This window comes from Streptomyces sp. NPDC048590, assembly GCF_043199535.1.
Taxonomy (GTDB): Bacteria; Actinomycetota; Actinomycetes; order Streptomycetales; family Streptomycetaceae; genus Streptomyces.
The window spans coordinates 137,981-153,681 of the sequence record NZ_JBICWC010000011.1 but is presented as its reverse complement, the minus strand read 5'-3'; the positions used below and the strand labels follow the sequence as shown (position 1 = coordinate 153,681).

Annotated in this window: 14 protein-coding genes; 6 read left to right on the top strand and 8 right to left on the bottom strand. The window is 71.4% G+C overall.

Annotated features, from left to right (window positions below):
* The first annotated feature begins 99 nt into the window (after positions 1–99).
* A complete protein-coding gene (locus tag ACGFNN_RS29220; protein WP_393560335.1) occupies positions 100–2,928 on the top strand; it encodes a penicillin acylase family protein in 2,829 nt (942 codons plus the stop codon).
* A 70-nt stretch (positions 2,929–2,998) separates the two neighbouring features.
* On the opposite strand, the gene ACGFNN_RS29215 is transcribed toward ACGFNN_RS29220, so the two are convergent.
* Entirely contained in the window at positions 2,999–4,261 is a 1,263-nt protein-coding gene (locus ACGFNN_RS29215; RefSeq protein WP_393560333.1) for an exo-beta-N-acetylmuramidase NamZ domain-containing protein, read from the bottom strand.
* Between the two features lie 172 nt (positions 4,262–4,433).
* On the opposite strand from ACGFNN_RS29215, the gene ACGFNN_RS29210 reads away from it, so the two are divergent.
* Genes ACGFNN_RS29210 through ACGFNN_RS29200 form a run of 3 tightly spaced genes read left to right on the top strand, consistent with a single transcriptional unit; the run spans position 4,434 to position 7,494 of the window.
* On the top strand, positions 4,434–5,198 hold the full coding sequence (locus tag ACGFNN_RS29210) for an SDR family oxidoreductase (protein WP_393560331.1): 765 nt from the start codon (positions 4,434–4,436) through the stop codon (positions 5,196–5,198).
* On the top strand, positions 5,195–6,862 hold the full coding sequence (locus ACGFNN_RS29205) for an AMP-binding protein (protein WP_393560329.1): 1,668 nt from the start codon (positions 5,195–5,197) through the stop codon (positions 6,860–6,862). The genes ACGFNN_RS29210 and ACGFNN_RS29205 overlap by 4 nt, the downstream gene beginning before the upstream one ends.
* Before the next feature lie 38 nt (positions 6,863–6,900).
* Positions 6,901–7,494 (top strand): TetR/AcrR family transcriptional regulator, encoded by a 594-nt coding sequence (locus ACGFNN_RS29200; RefSeq protein ID WP_393560328.1) that lies wholly within the window; start codon positions 6,901–6,903, stop codon positions 7,492–7,494.
* On the opposite strand, the gene ACGFNN_RS29195 is transcribed toward ACGFNN_RS29200, so the two are convergent.
* Positions 7,475–8,386, bottom strand: a complete 912-nt coding sequence (locus tag ACGFNN_RS29195) for a LysR family transcriptional regulator (RefSeq protein ID WP_393560514.1) — start codon at positions 8,384–8,386, stop codon at positions 7,475–7,477. The two genes, ACGFNN_RS29200 and ACGFNN_RS29195, sit on opposite strands and share 20 nt — an antisense overlap.
* Before the next feature lie 382 nt (positions 8,387–8,768).
* On the opposite strand from ACGFNN_RS29195, the gene ACGFNN_RS29190 reads away from it, so the two are divergent.
* Entirely contained in the window at positions 8,769–10,076 is a 1,308-nt protein-coding gene (locus ACGFNN_RS29190; RefSeq protein ID WP_393560326.1) for a M28 family metallopeptidase, read from the top strand.
* A gap of 48 nt (positions 10,077–10,124) precedes the next feature.
* On the opposite strand, the gene ACGFNN_RS29185 is transcribed toward ACGFNN_RS29190, so the two are convergent.
* Positions 10,125–11,339: an acyl-CoA dehydrogenase family protein gene (locus tag ACGFNN_RS29185; protein WP_393560324.1), complete on the bottom strand. Its 1,215-nt coding sequence runs from the start codon at positions 11,337–11,339 to the stop codon at positions 10,125–10,127.
* Between the two features lie 7 nt (positions 11,340–11,346).
* Positions 11,347–12,369, bottom strand: a complete 1,023-nt coding sequence (locus ACGFNN_RS29180) for a phosphotransferase family protein (protein WP_393560322.1) — start codon at positions 12,367–12,369, stop codon at positions 11,347–11,349.
* Between the two features lie 192 nt (positions 12,370–12,561).
* Between ACGFNN_RS29180 and ACGFNN_RS29175 the strand changes: the two genes are divergently transcribed.
* Positions 12,562–13,497, top strand: coding sequence for an NADP-dependent oxidoreductase (locus tag ACGFNN_RS29175; RefSeq protein ID WP_393560320.1), 936 nt, complete (start codon positions 12,562–12,564; stop codon positions 13,495–13,497).
* Positions 13,498–13,515: 18 nt separating this feature from the next.
* Here ACGFNN_RS29175 and ACGFNN_RS29170 read toward each other — a convergent pair whose 3' ends face one another.
* Genes ACGFNN_RS29170 through ACGFNN_RS29155 form a run of 4 tightly spaced genes read right to left on the bottom strand, consistent with a single transcriptional unit; the run spans position 13,516 to position 15,653 of the window.
* Positions 13,516–13,821, bottom strand: coding sequence for a DUF202 domain-containing protein (locus ACGFNN_RS29170; protein WP_362674810.1), 306 nt, complete (start codon positions 13,819–13,821; stop codon positions 13,516–13,518).
* Positions 13,818–14,213, bottom strand: coding sequence for a DUF202 domain-containing protein (locus ACGFNN_RS29165; protein WP_365522930.1), 396 nt, complete (start codon positions 14,211–14,213; stop codon positions 13,818–13,820). The genes ACGFNN_RS29170 and ACGFNN_RS29165 overlap by 4 nt, the downstream gene beginning before the upstream one ends.
* Positions 14,210–14,737 (bottom strand): NUDIX hydrolase, encoded by a 528-nt coding sequence (locus ACGFNN_RS29160; RefSeq protein WP_393560318.1) that lies wholly within the window; start codon positions 14,735–14,737, stop codon positions 14,210–14,212. Before ACGFNN_RS29160 ends, ACGFNN_RS29165 begins: the two co-directional genes overlap by 4 nt.
* Positions 14,724–15,653 (bottom strand): DMT family transporter, encoded by a 930-nt coding sequence (locus ACGFNN_RS29155; protein ID WP_393560316.1) that lies wholly within the window; start codon positions 15,651–15,653, stop codon positions 14,724–14,726. The genes ACGFNN_RS29160 and ACGFNN_RS29155 overlap by 14 nt, the downstream gene beginning before the upstream one ends.
* Between the last annotated feature and the right edge of the window lie 48 nt (positions 15,654–15,701).

Genomic DNA, 15,701 nt, shown 5'->3' with positions numbered 1-15,701 from the left:
GACCGTGTGACGATTCGGAAAAAGTGACTGATGTTCATCTTACCGGCGGGCCGTACCGCCAGTAACCTCCGGCGCAATCGGCCACCCGGAGGAGCACGCATGCCCCCACGCACCCGCACCCTCAGAACCGCCGCAGCCGCGGCCGTCCTCGCCCTCGGTACCTCCCTCCTCGCCTCGGCACCTCCGGCGGGAGCGGCGCAGCCGGCACCCCTCGCCGTCACCGATCACTGCGGCAGCCAGTGCGCGGACATCCTGCCGCCCGGTGAGAACGGCAACGCCACGCTCGTCGAGATCCTCGGGAACAAGACGCTGGGCACGCACCCCGCGCACAGCGACGACCAGCTCGACCGCTACAGCGCCCTGGTGGCCGGGCACGCAGGCCTCACCGACGGCAAACTGACGGACTTCTTCAACGACGCCTCCTTCGGGGTCGCCGCCGACCAGGTGGAGTCCGTCACGAAGCCCCGCGAGGACGTCACGATCACCCGGGACAAGAAGACCGGCGTCCCCCACATCAAGGGCACCACCCGCTACGGCACCGAGTTCGGAGCCGGCTTCGCCGCCGGACAGGACCGGCTCTGGCTGATGGACCTCTTCCGGCACATCGGACGGGGCGAACTGACCTCCTTCGCCGGGGGAGCACTGGCCAACCAGGGCCTCGAGCAGCAGTTCTGGCCGCAGGCCCCGTACACCGAGGCGGACCTGGAGGCCCAGATCGAACGGATCAGGACCACCGAGGGCGCCCACGGCGAGCAGGCCATGGCAGACGCGCAGGCCTACGTCGACGGGATCAACGCCTACCGGGTGAAGTCGAAGAAGGGCCGCTACTTCCCGGGTGAGTACGTCCTCACCGGGAAGATCGACGCGATCACCAACATCGGCGACATCCAGCCGTTCCGGCTCACGGACCTGATCTCGATCGCCTCGGTCGTGGGCGGGCAGTTCGGCGGCGGAGGGGGCGGCGAGGTCGAGGCGGCACTGTCGCTCCTCGCGGCCCAGCAGAAGTACGGGGTCGAGGAGGGCACCCGGGTCTGGGAGTCCTTCCGGCAGCGCAACGACCCCGAGGCCGTCCTCACCGTGCACGACGGCACCTCCTTCCCCTACGCGGGCAAGCCCGGGAAGGCGCGCGGGACAGCCCTTCCCGACCCGGGCTCCGTCACGCCCGAGCCCCTGATCTTCGACCGCACCGGTTCGGCGGGCACGGACCGGAAGGCGCCGGTCAAGGCGCCGGCCGCCCTGAAGCCGCTCCAGGGCATGTACGACGACGGGGTGATCCCGGAGGGCTCGCTGCCCGGCTCCGGGGAAGGCGCACAGCGGCGCGGGATGTCCAACGCCCTGCTGGTGTCCGGCAAGCACACCGCGAGCGGGAACCCGGTCGCCGTCATGGGCCCGCAGACCGGCTACTTCGCACCCCAGCTGATGATGCTCCAGGAGCTGCAGGGCCCGGGGATCAGCGCCCGCGGGGTGTCCTTCGCCGGGGTCGGCATGTACATCCAGATGGGCCGGGGTCAGGACTACGCGTGGAGCGCGACCTCCGCCGCCCAGGACATCACCGACACCTACGCCGTCGAGCTGTGCGAGCCCGACGGCTCCGCGCCCACCAAGGACTCGACGCACTACCGCCGCGACGGTTCGTGCACCGCCATGGAGAAGCTGGAACGGGTCAACTCCTGGAAGCCCACCGTCGCCGACTCCACCGCCAAGGGCTCCTACCGGATGCAGGTGTGGCGCACCGACTACGGGATCGTCACCCACCGCGCCACCGTCGGGTCGAAGCCCGTCGCGTACACCTCGCTCCGCACCACCTACCGGCACGAGGCCGACTCCATCATCGGCTTCCAGCTGCTCAACGACCCGGCGTACGTGACGGACGCGGCCTCCTTCCAGCAGGCGGCCGGTCACATCGACTACGCCTTCAACTGGTTCTACGCCGACTCCCGCACCACCGCCTACTACAACAGCGGCATGAACCCGGTCCGCGCCGAGGGCGTGGACGCCGCCCTGCCCGTCAAGGCGGAGAAGGCGTACGAGTGGCGGGGCTACGACCCCGCGGCCAACACCACCGACTACACGCCGTTCGCCGAACACCCGCACTCCAGCGGCCAGGACTACTACATCTCCTGGAACAACCGTCAGGCGCGGGACTACTCCACGGCGGGGTTCGGCTTCGGCTCCGTGCACCGGGGCGACCTGCTCGACGACCGGGTGTCCGAACTCGTCGCGGAGGGCGGGGTGACCAGGGCCTCCCTCACCCGCGCCATGGAGGAGGCGGCACTCACCGACCTGCGGGGGGAGCAGCTGCTGCCCGAGCTCCTGAAGGTGATCCGCTCCCAGCCGGTCACCGACCCGGAGCTGAACGCGGTGGTGCAGCAGCTGGACGCCTGGCGGTCCGCCGGGGCGCAGCGCAAGGAGACGGCCCCGGGATCCCGCACCTACACCCACGCCGACGCGGTCCGGATCATGGACGCGTGGTGGCCGAAGCTGATAGAGGCGGAGTTCCGCCCCGGCCTCGGCGACGGTCTCTACGACGCGCTGACGGCGAGCCTCGCCACCGACGAGTCGCCCGCCGCGAGCCACGGGCCGAGCGGTGCGCACAGCGGCTCGGCCTTCCAGTACGGATGGTGGGGCTTCGCCGACAAGGACCTGCGGCAGGTCCTCGGACAGCCCGTCAAGGGCCCGCTGGCGAAGACCTACTGCGGCAACGGTGACCTGAGCACCTGCCGCGCGTCGCTGCTGAGCACCCTGAAGTCGGCGGCGGCCGAGCCCGCGGACGAGGTGTATCCCGGCGACGACAGCTGCGGTGCAGGTGAGCAGTGGTGCACCGACGCGATCATCCACCGTCCGCTGGGCGGGATCTCGCAGAAGTCGATCCACTGGCAGAACCGGCCCACCTACCAGCAGGTCGTGGAGTTCCCCTCGCACCGCTGACCTCCGCACACACGGCCGCCGGACGGGCCCCTGCGAGCCCGTCCGGCGGCCGTGCCGTGTCCCCGGACGGTCAGCGGTACTGCAGGTACCGCCTGCGCTTGGCCCGGAAGGCGGCCAGCTCCCCGGACCAGGCGCCCACGACCTCGTCCGTGTCCGCCCCGGCGTCGATCATCGTGCGGACCCTGGTGCTGCCCGAGAGCCGGTCGATCGCGTTGTCCGGCCGCCAGCCGAAGTCGCTCCAGGTCTTCTTGGCCGTCACCAGCAGGCCGATTCCCGTGCGGACGGGGTCGAAGGCCACCCGGTCCTGGACGTGCACCTGGACCCCGCCCACCGTCTTCCCGGCGAACTTGGAGAAGGTCGGCGCGAAGTAGGCCTCACGGAAGGCCACTCCGGGCAGTTCCAGCGCGTTCGCCGCGTCCGCCCAGCGGTGGTCGATCCCCTCGGCGCCGAGCAGCTCGAACGGCCGCGTCGTCCCCCGCCCCTCGGAGAGCAGCGTGCCCTCGAAGAGGCAGGTGCCCGAGTAGACCACCGCGGTCTCCGGCGTCGGCATGTTGGGGCTTGGCGGCACCCACGGCAGGCCGGACGCGTCGAAGAAGTCCTCACGGCGCCACCCGGACATCTTCACGATCTCCAGCTCCACCGGCCGCTCCGCCAGGAACTCCGCGTTGAAGAGGAGCGCCAGCTCCGCCACCGTCATCCCGTGCGCCTGCGAGATCTCGCGGCGCCCCACGAAGGACGCGAAGGCCGGATCCAGCACCGGGCCCAGTGCCGCCCGGCCGGTCATCGGGTTCGGCCGGTCCAGGACGACGAAGCGCTTGCCGGCGAGGGCCGCGGCCTCCATGCAGTCGTACAGCGTCCAGATGTACGTGTAGAACCGGGCACCCACGTCCTGGATGTCGAAGACGACGGTGTCGACGCCCGAGGCGGTGAAGATGTCGGCCAGCGGCTGACCGTTCTTCAGATAGGTGTCGTAGACCGGGAGCCCGGTCGCCGGGTCGTCGTAGCGCCCCTCCGAACCGCCCGCCTGCGCGGTGCCCCGGAAGCCGTGCTCGGGACCGAAGACGGCGGTGAGGTTCACCCGGTCGTCCGGGTGCATCACGTCGACGATGTGGCGTACGTCGGAGGTGATCCCGGTCGGGTTGGTGACGACGCCGACCTTCTCGCCGGAGAGCAGCCGGTACCCGTCGGCGGCGAGCCGGTCGAAGCCGGTACGGACCCCGGGCCGCCCTCCGCCGTGCCCGCCCGCCACCGCCGTACCGGTGACCGAAGCGGTCGTCGCGAGGGCGCCCACCGCGCCGCCGACAGCCAGCAAACCACGCCTGGACAGGGTCATCGTGCTACCTCCATGATCACGTCGATGGTCATGGTCACGCACGCTAGCGCGGCTGTCGCCTACACGGAACGGCCATGACTGGGCAGATTCCCAGACCTGCCACAGACCCCTTCCCCGATCACATACCGACTGGTTAGTCTGCCCGGAGGACGGCTTGAGAGAGGCGGAACCGATGAGCACGGTGCAGGGCGCTGGCGTAGTGGTGACCGGAGCGGGAGGCGGCATCGGAGCCGCGATCGCCCGCAGATTCGCCGCGGAGGGCGCGCGCGTGGTCGTCAACGACCTCGACGGCGGCCGTGTCCGGGCGCTCGCCGAGGAGATCGGCGGCACCGTCGTCGCGGGCGACGCCTCCGTCGTCGTCGACGCCGCGCGCGAGGCGCTCGGCGGCAGGATCGACGTGTTCTGCGCCAACGCCGGCCTCGCCTCGGGTGGCGACGCCTTCGCCGAGGAGGATGTCTGGGCCAGGGCCTGGGACGTCAACGTGATGGCGCACGTCCGCGCGGCCAAGGCCCTGCTGCCCGAGTGGCTGGAGCGCGGCAGCGGCCGTTTCGTCTCCACCGCCTCCGCGGCCGGACTGCTGACCATGATCGGCGCGGCCCCCTACAGCGTCACCAAACACGGCGCCGTCGCCTTCGCGGAGTGGCTCTCGCTGACCTACCGCCACCGGGGCGTCCAGGTCCACTCCATCTGCCCCCAGGGGGTGCGCACGGACATGCTGTCGAACGCGGGCTCCGCGGGTGACCTGGTGCTGGCGCCCACCGCCATCGAACCGGAGGCAGTCGCCGACGCGCTGTTCGAGGCGATGGCCGAGGACCGCTTCATGGTCCTGCCGCACCCCGAGGTCGCCGGCTACTACCGCCACCGCGCGAGCGACCCCGACCAGTGGATCGGCAACATGAACCGGCTGCAGCAGAAGTGGGAGGGAGCCCGGGCATGACCGACTCGATCTACGCGGCGAAGCCCTGGACCGCCCTGCTCAGCGAGGCCCAGCTCGCCCCCGTCCACCCCGCCGAGACCGTGGTGCACGCCTTCCGCGCGGCCGTCGACAGGGCCCCGGAACACACCGCGCTCGCCTACTTCGACGGACGCCTCGGCTACCGGGAGACCGACGAACTGTCCGACTCCGTCGCGGGGCACCTCGCGGCCGAAGGGCTGGAGCGCGGCGACCGTGTCGCGATCATGCTCCAGAACACCCCGCACTTCGTGCTGGCCCTGCTCGGCGCCTGGAAGGCCGGCGCGACCGTGGTCCCCCTCAACCCGATGTACAAGTCGGGCGAGGTGGGACACGTGCTGAACGACGCGGGAGTGACCGCGCTGATCTGCTCCGACCGGGCCTGGGACTCCTACCTGCGGGCCACCGCGGAGGCCGCCCCGAGTGTCCGGATCGCCCTCACCGCCTGCGAACGCGACCTCCAGAGCACCGACGACCCCCGGGTGCTGGGCTTCGAACGGCTCCCCGCGCCCGCCGCCGACGACCGGGCACGCGACCTCGTCGAAGTGGCCCGCCGAGGGCTCGCCGCCCCGCGGGACCGCGAACTCACCGCCTCGGACACGGCCCTGATCAGCTACACCTCGGGCACGAGCGGCACGCCCAAGGGAGCCATGAACTCCCACGGCAACATCATGGTCAACGCCGAGCGCCAGCGCGCCGGTCACCCCGTCGCCGAGGGCTCCGCCTACTTCGCGCTCGCACCCCTCTTCCACATCACCGGCATGGTGTGCCAGCTCGCCGCCTGCCTGGCCAACGCGGGCACCCTGGTCCTCGCCTACCGATTCGAGGCGAGCGTCGTCCTGGAGGCCTTCGCCGAGCACCGCCCGGCCTACACGGTCGGCCCCTCGACCGCCTTCATGGCGCTCGCCGCGCACCCCGCCGCCACCCGGGAGCACTTCGCCTCCTTCGAGGTGATCTCCTCCGGCGGCGCTCCGCTCCCGCCCGCGCTGGTGGAGAAGTTCCGCGAGACCTTCGGCCCGTACATCCGCAACGGGTACGGACTCACCGAGTGCACCGCGCCCTGCGCCTCCGTGCCGCCGGAGCGAGAGGCTCCTGTCGACCCCGTCTCCGGGACGCTGTCCGTCGGTGTGCCCGGCCCCGACACGGTCGTGCGGATCATCGACGAGAAGGGCGACGAGGTCCCCTTCGGCGAGCTGGGCGAGATCGCCGTACGCGGACCCCAGGTCGTCTCCGGCTACTGGAACCTCCCCGAGGCCACCGAAGCCGGCTTCCCCGACGGGGAACTGCGCACCGGGGACATCGGCTTCATGGACACGGCCGGCTGGCTCTACGTCGTGGACCGGAAGAAGGACATGATCAACGCCTCCGGCTTCAAGGTCTGGCCCCGGGAGGTCGAGGATGTCCTCTACACCCACCCGGCCGTATGGGAGGCCGCCGTCGTCGGTGTTCCCGACGCCTACCGCGGCGAGACCGTACGGGCCTACGTCAGTCTGCGGCCCGGTGCGGAGGCGGACGCCGCGGAGCTCGGCGCGTACTGCAAGGACCGGCTCGCCGCGTACAAGTACCCGCGCGAAGTCGAGATCCTGGCCGAACTCCCGAAGACGGCGAGTGGGAAGATCCTCAGGCGGGAACTGCGTTCCCCCCGTTAGAACAGTTGACGCACGGTACGAAGGGGCAGGTGGCGGCAATGGCCAAGGCGACGGACGGGGACGGTGCGCCCGTCCCCCAGAGGCTGCTGGCCGCCGCCACCCGGCTCTTCGCGGAGTGCGGTTACGACCGCACCTCCGTCCAGGAGATCGTCGAGGCCGCGGGCGTCACCAAGGGTGCGCTGTACCACTACTTCGGCTCCAAGGAGGACCTCCTCCAGGAGGTGTACGCCCGGGTGCTGCGGCTTCAGCAGGAGCGGCTGGACGCCTTCGCCGGTTCCGGGGCGCCGGTCGAGACGCGGCTGCGTGACGCGGCGGCGGACGTGGTCGTCACCACCATCGACAACCTCGACGACGCCTCGATCTTCTTCCGCTCGATGCACCATCTGAGCCCGGAGAAGAACAAGCAGGTCAGGATGGAGAGACGCCGCTACCACGAGCGTTTCCGGGCCCTGATCGAGGAAGGCCAGCAGGCCGGGGTGTTCTCCACCGCGACCCCGGCCGACCTGGTCGTCGACTACCACTTCGGCTCCATCCACCACCTGTCCACCTGGTACAGCCCGGACGGCTCGCTGAGCCGGCGGGAGGTCGCGGACCACCTGGCGGACCTGCTGCTCAGGGCCCTTCGCCCCTGAGCGGTTCACCGGAGGTGTCCGCGTCACCCGCCAGCATCTCCAGCAGCGCCCCGGCCGCCGGATTGCGCGGCGCGGGGGAGCGGCCCACCAGGACCACGGTCCGCCCCGGCTCCGGCTGACTGATGCCGACGCACGGCAGCCCGGCGTCCTCGCCGATGCGGCGGGGCACGATGGCCACGCCGATGCCGGCCCGGACGAGATCGACGAGCAGCCGGATCTGTGTGACGTCACAGGTGATGCGGCGTTCGAGGCCGCAGTGGGCGGCCAGCCTGCGGACCGCGGTCTCCAGGCCCGTGCCCGCCCGGAAGTCCACGAACGGTTCGTCGGCGAGATCTCTGATCAGGGTGCGCCCGGCGCCCGCGAGCGGGTGGCCCGGAGCGGTGATCAGCACCAGTTCCTCGTGCCACGTCGCGAACGCGGTGAGGCCCTCGGGGAGCCCCGCCGCGTCCGGGGCGAGATAGGCGAGATCCAGCTCGCCGGCGCGTACGGACTCGATCAGATCGGGTGTCGTCGCCTCCCGCAGCGAGATCTGCACCCCGGGGCGCAGCCGGTGGAACGCCGCGAGTTCGGCGGCGAGGTCCACACAGGTCAGCGTCTGGATGGTGCCGACGCGCACCCGCCCGGTGCGCAGCCCGGAGACGGAGGACACCGCGTCCCGCGCCGCTTCCGTGCCGGCCAGCACCGCCCGGGCCGCCGGGACGAGTGCCACGCCGGCCTCGGTCGGCACCACCCGGCGGCCCGTACGGTCGAACAGCTGGGCGCCCAGTTCGCGTTCCAGGTTCCTCACGGACGTGCTCAGGGCCGACTGCACGATCAGCTCCGCGCGAGCGGCCGCCGTGAAGCTGCCGTGCGCGACCACGGCCATGAAATGCCTCAGCTGGCGTATCTCCATGCCATCGACGATAGCGATGGCTGCCATCGAATCCATCTGTTGGACCGAACGAGACGATCCATCCGAACCTGATGGCATGACAACTCAGCTCCGTGGCATCCTCGTTCGCCCGTTCCGCCGCACCCTGGCGTTCCTGCGCGCCCTCGCCCTGGCCGACCACCAGTCGTCCGGCGGGTACTGAGGGCCGCGTAAACCGGGGCGTGGCCCGTCCCCAGATCGTTCGTTATACGGACACCACTGTCCGAAAACCGCCCTTGACGGTACTCGGTCATTCGTTGAGCATCGGGGGCGCACCGAAGCACCTCAGCTCCAGGCCCCGGCCGTGCACGGCCCGGGACCCCCCGCACGTTCCGTCAGTCCCCAACGGAATCCGGAGCCTTCGATGAGACCTGCCCGATTCAGATCCCTCGCCGCGGCGGCGCTCGCCGTCGCGGCCCTGCTGGCGACCGCCGCCCCAGCCGTCCAGGCAGCGCCTGCGGGAGCCCTCGCCGCCCCCGACATCCCGCTCGCCAACGTCAAGGCGCACCTGACCCAGCTCCAGTCGATCGCCACCGCCAACGGCGGCAACCGCGCCCATGGAAGGACCGGTTACAAGGCCTCGATCGACTACGTGAAGGCCAAGCTCGACGCGGCCGGGTACACCACGGCGCTCCAGCAGTTCACCTCCGGTGGCGCCACCGGGTACAACCTGATCGCGGACTGGCCGGGCGGCGACCCCGGCCAGGTCCTCATGGCCGGCTCCCATCTCGACTCGGTGACCTCGGGCGCCGGGATCAACGACAACGGCTCCGGCTCCGCCGCCGTCCTCGAGACCGCTCTCGCGGTGTCCAGGGCGCAGCTCGCGCCCGCCAAGCACCTGCGCTTCGCCTGGTGGGGCGCCGAGGAACTGGGCCTCGTCGGCTCCAAGTACTACGTCAACAACCTGGCCTCCGCCGAGCGCGCCAAGCTCGCCGGCTACCTCAACTTCGACATGATCGGCTCGCCCAACCCCGGGTACTTCGTCTACGACGACGACCCCGTCATCGAGCAGACCTTCAAGGACTACTACGCGGGGCTGTCGATACCGACCGAGATCGAGACCGAGGGCGACGGCCGGTCCGACCACGCCCCGTTCAAGAACGCCGGCGTCCCGGTGGGCGGTCTCTTCTCGGGCGCCGACTACACGAAGACCAGCGCCCAGGCCCAGAAGTGGGGCGGCACGGCCGGCCAGGCCTTCGACCGCTGCTACCACTCGTCGTGCGACACCACGTCGAACATCAACGACACCGCCCTGGACCGCAACAGCGACGCGGTGGCCCACGCCGTCTGGACCCTGTCCGCCGGCACCGTGACCCCGCCCACCGGCACGGTGTTCAGCAACACGGCGGACGTCGCCGTACCCGACAACGGAGCGGCCGTGACCTCGTCCGTCTCCGTCACCGGCCGTACGGGCAACGCCCCCTCGGCCCTCAAGGTGGGAGTCGACATCAGGCACACCTACCGCGGTGACCTCGTCGTGGACCTGCTGGCCCCCGACGGCACCGCGTACCGGCTGAAGAACTCCAGCAGCAGCGACTCCGCGGACAACGTGATCGCGACGTACACCGTCAACGCGTCGAGCGAGACCGCCAACGGCACCTGGAAGCTCCAGGTCAGGGATGTCGCCGCCCAGGACACCGGCTACATCAACAGCTGGCAGCTCACCTTCTGACCCGGCGGGGAGGCGCCCCACGAGCGGCGTCTCCCCCTGCCGGAGGGGTCAGAGGTACTTCTTGATCTCCCGCCGCGCCAGCGAGCGCTGGTGCACCTCGTCCGGACCGTCCGCCAGCCGCAGCGTCCGCGCCGACGCGAAGAGTTCGGCCAGCGGGAAGTCCTGGCTCACCCCGCCCGCGCCGTGCAGCTGCACCGCCTGGTCGAGGATGCCGACGACCGCGCGCGGGGTCGCGATCTTGATCGCCTGGATCTCGGTGTGCGCCCCGCGGTTGCCGACCGTGTCCATCAGCCAGGCCGTCTTCAGCACCAGCAGCCGCAACTGCTCCACCGTCACCCGGGCGTCCGCGATCCAGTTCTGGACTACGCCCTGCTGGGCCAGAGGCTTCCCGAAGGCCGTACGCGCCACCGCGCGCCGGCACATCAGCTCGATCGCGCGCTCGGCCATCCCGATCAGCCGCATGCAGTGGTGGATCCGGCCCGGACCCAGCCGTGCCTGGGCGATCGCGAAGCCGCCGCCCTCCTCGCCGATCAGGTTCGCGGCGGGCACGCGTACGTCGGTGAAGACCACCTCGGCGTGGCCGCCGTGCGAGTGGTCCTCGTAGCCGTACACCTGCATCGCCCGGCGCACCTCCAGGCCGGGGGTGTCACGCGGCACGAGGATCATGGACTGCTGGCGGCGGATGTCCTCGTTGTCCGGGTCCGTCTTGCCCATCACGATGAAGATCGCGCAGTCCGGGTTCATCGCCCCGGAGATGTACCACTTGCGGCCGTTGATGACGTAGTCGTCACCGTCCCGCGTGATCCGGGTCTCGATGTTCGTCGCGTCCGACGAGGCCACCTCGGGCTCGGTCATCGCGAACGCCGAGCGGATCTCGCCGGCGAGCAGCGGCTCCAGCCACTGCTTCTTCTGCGCCTCGGAACCGAACTGGAAGAGGACCTCCATGTTCCCGGTGTCCGGCGCCGCGCAGTTCAGCGCGGTCGGCGCCAGATGCGGGCTGCGGCCGGTGATCTCGGCCAGCGGGGCGTACTGGAGGTTGGTCAGCCCGGCGCCGTACTCCGCGTCGGGGAGGAAGACGTTCCACAGGCCCTGCTTGCGCGCCTCGGCCTTGAGGTCCTCCACGATCTGCGGGGTGTCCCACGGGGAGGCCAGCGCCGCGCGCTGCTCCTCGGCGACCTCCTCGGCCGGATACACGTGCTCGTCCATGAACGTGAGCAGCCTGGTGCGCAGCTCTTCGGTGCGGGCGTCGAATGCGAAGTCCACGGGGGGATCAGCCTTCCTGGAGGGTGGTGAGGCCGTGCGCGATGAAGACCGGGACCAGGTCGCCGATGCGGTCGAAGCCGGCGCCGACGGTCTGGCCCAGGGTGTAGCGGTAGTGGATGCCCTCCAGGATCACGGCGAGCTTGAACCACGCGAAAGCCGTGTACCAGGAGATGGCGGAGGTGTCGCGGCCGGAGCGGGCGGCGTAGCGCTCGATCAGTTCGGCGGGGCTCGGGTGGCCCGGGGCGCCGCTGGTGGTGGAGACGGGCGACTCGGGCAGGCCCAGGTCGGAGCTGTACATCACGAGCAGACCGAGGTCGGTCAGCGGGTCGCCGAGCGTGGACATCTCCCAGTCCAGCACCGCCTTGATGTGGTCGTCCCGGCCGACCAGCACGTTGTCCAGACGGTAGTCGCCGTGGACGACGGTGGGCGCCGGGGAGGAGGGCAGGTCCCTGCCGAGCGCCGCGTGCAGCTCGTCGATCCCGGCGAGTTCGCGGTTGCGGGAGGCGTCGAGCTGCTTGCCCCAGCGCCGCAGCTGGCGGTCCAGGAACCCCTCGGGGCGGCCGAAGTCGCCGAGACCGACCGCCGCCGGATCCACGGCGTGCAGATCGACCAGGGTGTCGACGAGTTCCAGCACCACCGCCCGGGTGCGCTCGGCGCCGAGCGGGGCGAGCTGCTCGGCGGTGCGGTACGGGGTGCCCTCGACGTGCTCCATCACGTAGAACGGCGAACCGATGACCGAGTCGTCCTCGCAGAGCAGGAGCGTCTCCGGCACCGGGACCGCGGTGGGGTGCAGCGCGCTGATCACCCGGTGCTCCCGCGTCATGTCGTGCGCGGTGGCCAGCACATGGCCCAGCGGAGGCCGGCGTACGACCCACCGGGCGGTGCCGTCGGAGACGATGTAGGTGAGGTTGGAGCGCCCGCCCTGGACCACCTCGGCCTCCAGCGGCCCGTTCACCAGCCCCGGCCGCTCGCGGTCGAGATGGCCGCGCAGCAGATCGAGATCGAGACCTGGCGGGTGGACTGGGCTCATGGTGCGCACCTCCGGGGCGGTTGAACGGACGGGACCATGATGCCGACCAGTCGGTATGTCGTCCAGTGTCCTCCCGTAATCCGAGAAGTGATCTCCGGCTCCACCGCGCACCGACGGCCTCCGGCGCCGGTGCCCGCGGGCGGCCGGAGGTCCTGAGTTGCGGGGAGCCCGGGCCCCGCCGATCGTCGGAGGATGAAGGCGATCAGCTACGGCGGGTACGGTTCCGTGGACGTCCTCGAGTACGGCGAACGGCCCGACCCCAAGGTCGGCCCGGACTCCGTCCTGGTGAAGGTCAGGGCCGCCGCCGTGAACCCCGTCGACTGGAAGGCCCGCGAAGGCTACCTCCAGGCGGGACTGGAGGCCGTCTTCCCCGTCATCCCGGGCTGGGACGTCTCCGGCGTCGTGGTGCAGCCCGGCGCGGCCGTCGATGAGTTCGCGGTGGGGGACGAGGTCATCGGCTACGTCCGCGAGGACTTCCTCTCACGCGGTACGTTCGCCGAGTACGTGGCGGCTCCCGTGCGCACCCTCGCCCGCAAGCCCCTGAGCCTCAGTTTCGAGGAGGCGGCGGGACTCCCGCTGTGCGGTCTCACCGCCTACCAGGTCCTGCACCGGGTCCTCAGGGTGCGCGAGGGCGAGACGGTCCTCGTCCACGCGGCCGCGGGCGGGGTCGGTTCGCTCGCGGTGCAGCTCGCCCGGCACGCCGGCTGCCGGGTCGTCGGCACCGCCGGACCCCACAACCACGACTACGTGAGCCGGATCGGCGGCGAACCGGTCGAGTACGGCGAGGGTCTGGCCGCCCGCCTCCGCGGCCTCGTCCCCGACGGTTTCGACGCGGCCTTCGACACCGTCGGCGGGGAGGCGCTCAGGGTCTCCGCCGACACCCTGGCGACCGGAGGCCGCCTCGCCTCCATCGCCGACGCCGAGGTCTTCTCCTACGGCGGGCGCTACGCCTTCGTACGGCCCGACGCGACGGACCTCACCCATCTCGCCGGTCTGGCCGAGCAGGGCATCGTCACCGTCCATGTGGACCGGGTCTTCCCGCTGGAGCAGGCCGCGGAGGCCTACCGGCTCAACCAGGAGGGCCGCACCCGCGGCAAGATCGTCGTCACCGTGGAGTGGGACGACTGATCCCCGGCCGGCGGGGCGTCAGAACAGCATCGTGGCGGCGAACACCGCGAGCGCCACCGTGCACGCGGCGGCCGTCAGGGCATGGCGGGGCGACAGCCGGGCGGGATCGACCGTCCCCATGCCGGTCACCCGACGGTGCGCCACCGTGAGGAACCCGAGCCAGGCCAGCAGGCTCATGGCCACGGCCAGCACCCCGCCGGCCGTCGGCCCCCCGTGGAGCGCCTGACGCCCCGCGAGCAGGGCCACCACCGTCCAGGACAGGGTGGTGCGCCGCCAGGCCAGCCGGGTCCGCTCCGGCTGCAGTCCGGGGTCCCGCGTGGTCATCGGCCCTCCCAGCCGAAGAGGACCACCACCACCATGGCCACCGCCACCACGGCGACGACCAGGCTCAGCAGGGCGGGGAACCGTGAGGTGGGGAGATCCTCACCGCGCCGCATGGCCTGCTCGCACCGGACCCAGTGGTTGACGGCGCGCAGCGAGCAGAGCACCCCGGCCGCGATCAGCCCGAGCGCCAGGCCGACGCGGACGCCCCACACCAGGCCGGGCAGGAACTGGTCGACGGCGAAACCCCCGCCGATGAGCGCCAGCGCCGTGCGGATCCAGGCGAGGAAGGTGCGCTCGTTCGCGAGGGAGAAGCGGTAGTCCGGGGTGTCGCCCTCCTCGCGTATCCGCTCGGGCGCGAACCACAGCCGCAGGCCCCTTACGAAGTCGCTCATGCGCCCGCCTCCGCCCGCGCGGCCCGGAACTCCCGGAGCCGGTGGTAGGTCTCCAGCCCGTCCGGCACCCAGGTCCACCGGCCGAGGTGCTCTTCGAGCTCGGCGTCCGTCAGGAAGGTGTGCCAGGCGACCTCCTCCGGCTGCGGACGTACGGGCAGCTCGCAGCGCACCTCGTACACCTTGCTCCACCAGGTGTGCCGACCGCTCTCGAAGAGGTACTTGAAGAGCGGGACGGGGCGGGGGAGGCCCGAGACGCCCAGCTCCTCCTCGGCCTCCCTGAGAGCCGCCTCGTCGTAGGACTCGCCGGCGCCCACGACGCCGCCGACGAACATGTCGTGGTGCGAGGGGAAGACGAGCTTGGTGGCCGTCCTGCGGTGCACGAAGAGCCGGCCCCGCGCGTCCCTGGCCTCGATGAAGACGCAGCGGTGGCGCAGGCCCCGCTCCGTCGCCTCACCGCGGGGCGCCTGCCCCACGACCTCGTCGTTCTCGTCGACGATGTCGAGGATCTCGTCAGCCGGAGTCATGGGGTCCATCATGGCGTCCATCCAACATCAACCGGTCGGCGGGCGTGGCACCGTGCCTCTCCTTGCCCTCCGGCATCGCCGGATGCAGCCCCAGCAGCACGATCCCCACGACGATCGCCGCGAGGCCGGCCGCGAGCCCGGCGAGGGCCGCGGTGTCCGTGTGCACCTGGTCTCCGAGGAACCCGATCCCGCAGACGATCCCGGCGAGCGGCTGGGCCGCGGTCAGCGCGGGCAGCGACTCCCGCAGCGGACCCGCCTCGAAGGCGCTCTGCACGAGGATCAGGCTGGTCACGCCCATGACGACCAGCGCGTAGGGCTGCCAGCCGGTGAACAGCGCCACCCAGCCGCCCTCCGAGAGCCGCAGCCCGCAGACCCGGGTCAGCGCGTCCTGGAGCCCGTACAGCAGCCCGCCGGCCAGCCCCAGCAGCGTGGGTGCCCAGGGCGTGCGCGGGTGCCGGGCGAAGGCGGTCAGGCCGAGCGCGAGCGCCACCACCGCGCCGATCACCAGCCAGTGCCGCAGAGGCTCCGTCACCGCCTCACCACCCCGTGGCCGGCCGGCCAGCAGGAAGGCGGTGACACCGCCGGCCAGCAGCACGAGACCGCTCCAGCCCTGACGGCCGAGACGCTGCCCGGTGAAGTACCGGGACAGACCCAGCGCGAAGAGGAGGTTGGTGGCGAGCAGCGGTTCGACGACCGAGACCTCGCCCTGTCCGAGCGCCAGCGCGCCGAGGACCATGCCGCAGATCATCAGGGCGATGCCGGCGAGCCAGCTCGGCACCCTCATCAGGTCCAGCAGGAGCCGCGGTGACAGGAAGTCGCTGGGCGGGGCGCGCCGGGCCGCGTCCTGCTGCAGGACGAAACCGAAGCCCGTACAGCAGGCGGCGCCCAGGGAGAGCAGGAGTACCGGCAGGGACACGGTCCGACGATAGCCCGGCATCCGCACCGAAGACGTGAGGCGCCCGTC

What these genes read in the sequence shown, in the direction of transcription:
- ACGFNN_RS29215 (WP_393560333.1), bottom strand. Translation starts at nt 4,261, where the DNA reads ATGACCCTGTCCAGGCGTGGTTTGCTGGCTGTCGGCGGCGCGGTGGGC.
- ACGFNN_RS29190 (WP_393560326.1), top strand. Translation starts at nt 8,769, where the DNA reads ATGAGACCTGCCCGATTCAGATCCCTCGCCGCGGCGGCGCTCGCCGTC.
- ACGFNN_RS29200 (WP_393560328.1), top strand. Translation starts at nt 6,901, where the DNA reads ATGGCCAAGGCGACGGACGGGGACGGTGCGCCCGTCCCCCAGAGGCTG.
- ACGFNN_RS29180 (WP_393560322.1), bottom strand. Translation starts at nt 12,369, where the DNA reads ATGAGCCCAGTCCACCCGCCAGGTCTCGATCTCGATCTGCTGCGCGGC.
- ACGFNN_RS29210 (WP_393560331.1), top strand. Translation starts at nt 4,434, where the DNA reads ATGAGCACGGTGCAGGGCGCTGGCGTAGTGGTGACCGGAGCGGGAGGC.
- ACGFNN_RS29195 (WP_393560514.1), bottom strand. Translation starts at nt 8,386, where the DNA reads ATGGAGATACGCCAGCTGAGGCATTTCATGGCCGTGGTCGCGCACGGC.
- ACGFNN_RS29170 (WP_362674810.1), bottom strand. Translation starts at nt 13,821, where the DNA reads ATGACCACGCGGGACCCCGGACTGCAGCCGGAGCGGACCCGGCTGGCC.
- ACGFNN_RS29165 (WP_365522930.1), bottom strand. Translation starts at nt 14,213, where the DNA reads ATGAGCGACTTCGTAAGGGGCCTGCGGCTGTGGTTCGCGCCCGAGCGG.
- ACGFNN_RS29205 (WP_393560329.1), top strand. Translation starts at nt 5,195, where the DNA reads ATGACCGACTCGATCTACGCGGCGAAGCCCTGGACCGCCCTGCTCAGC.
- ACGFNN_RS29220 (WP_393560335.1), top strand. Translation starts at nt 100, where the DNA reads ATGCCCCCACGCACCCGCACCCTCAGAACCGCCGCAGCCGCGGCCGTC.
- ACGFNN_RS29175 (WP_393560320.1), top strand. Translation starts at nt 12,562, where the DNA reads ATGAAGGCGATCAGCTACGGCGGGTACGGTTCCGTGGACGTCCTCGAG.
- ACGFNN_RS29160 (WP_393560318.1), bottom strand. Translation starts at nt 14,737, where the DNA reads ATGACTCCGGCTGACGAGATCCTCGACATCGTCGACGAGAACGACGAG.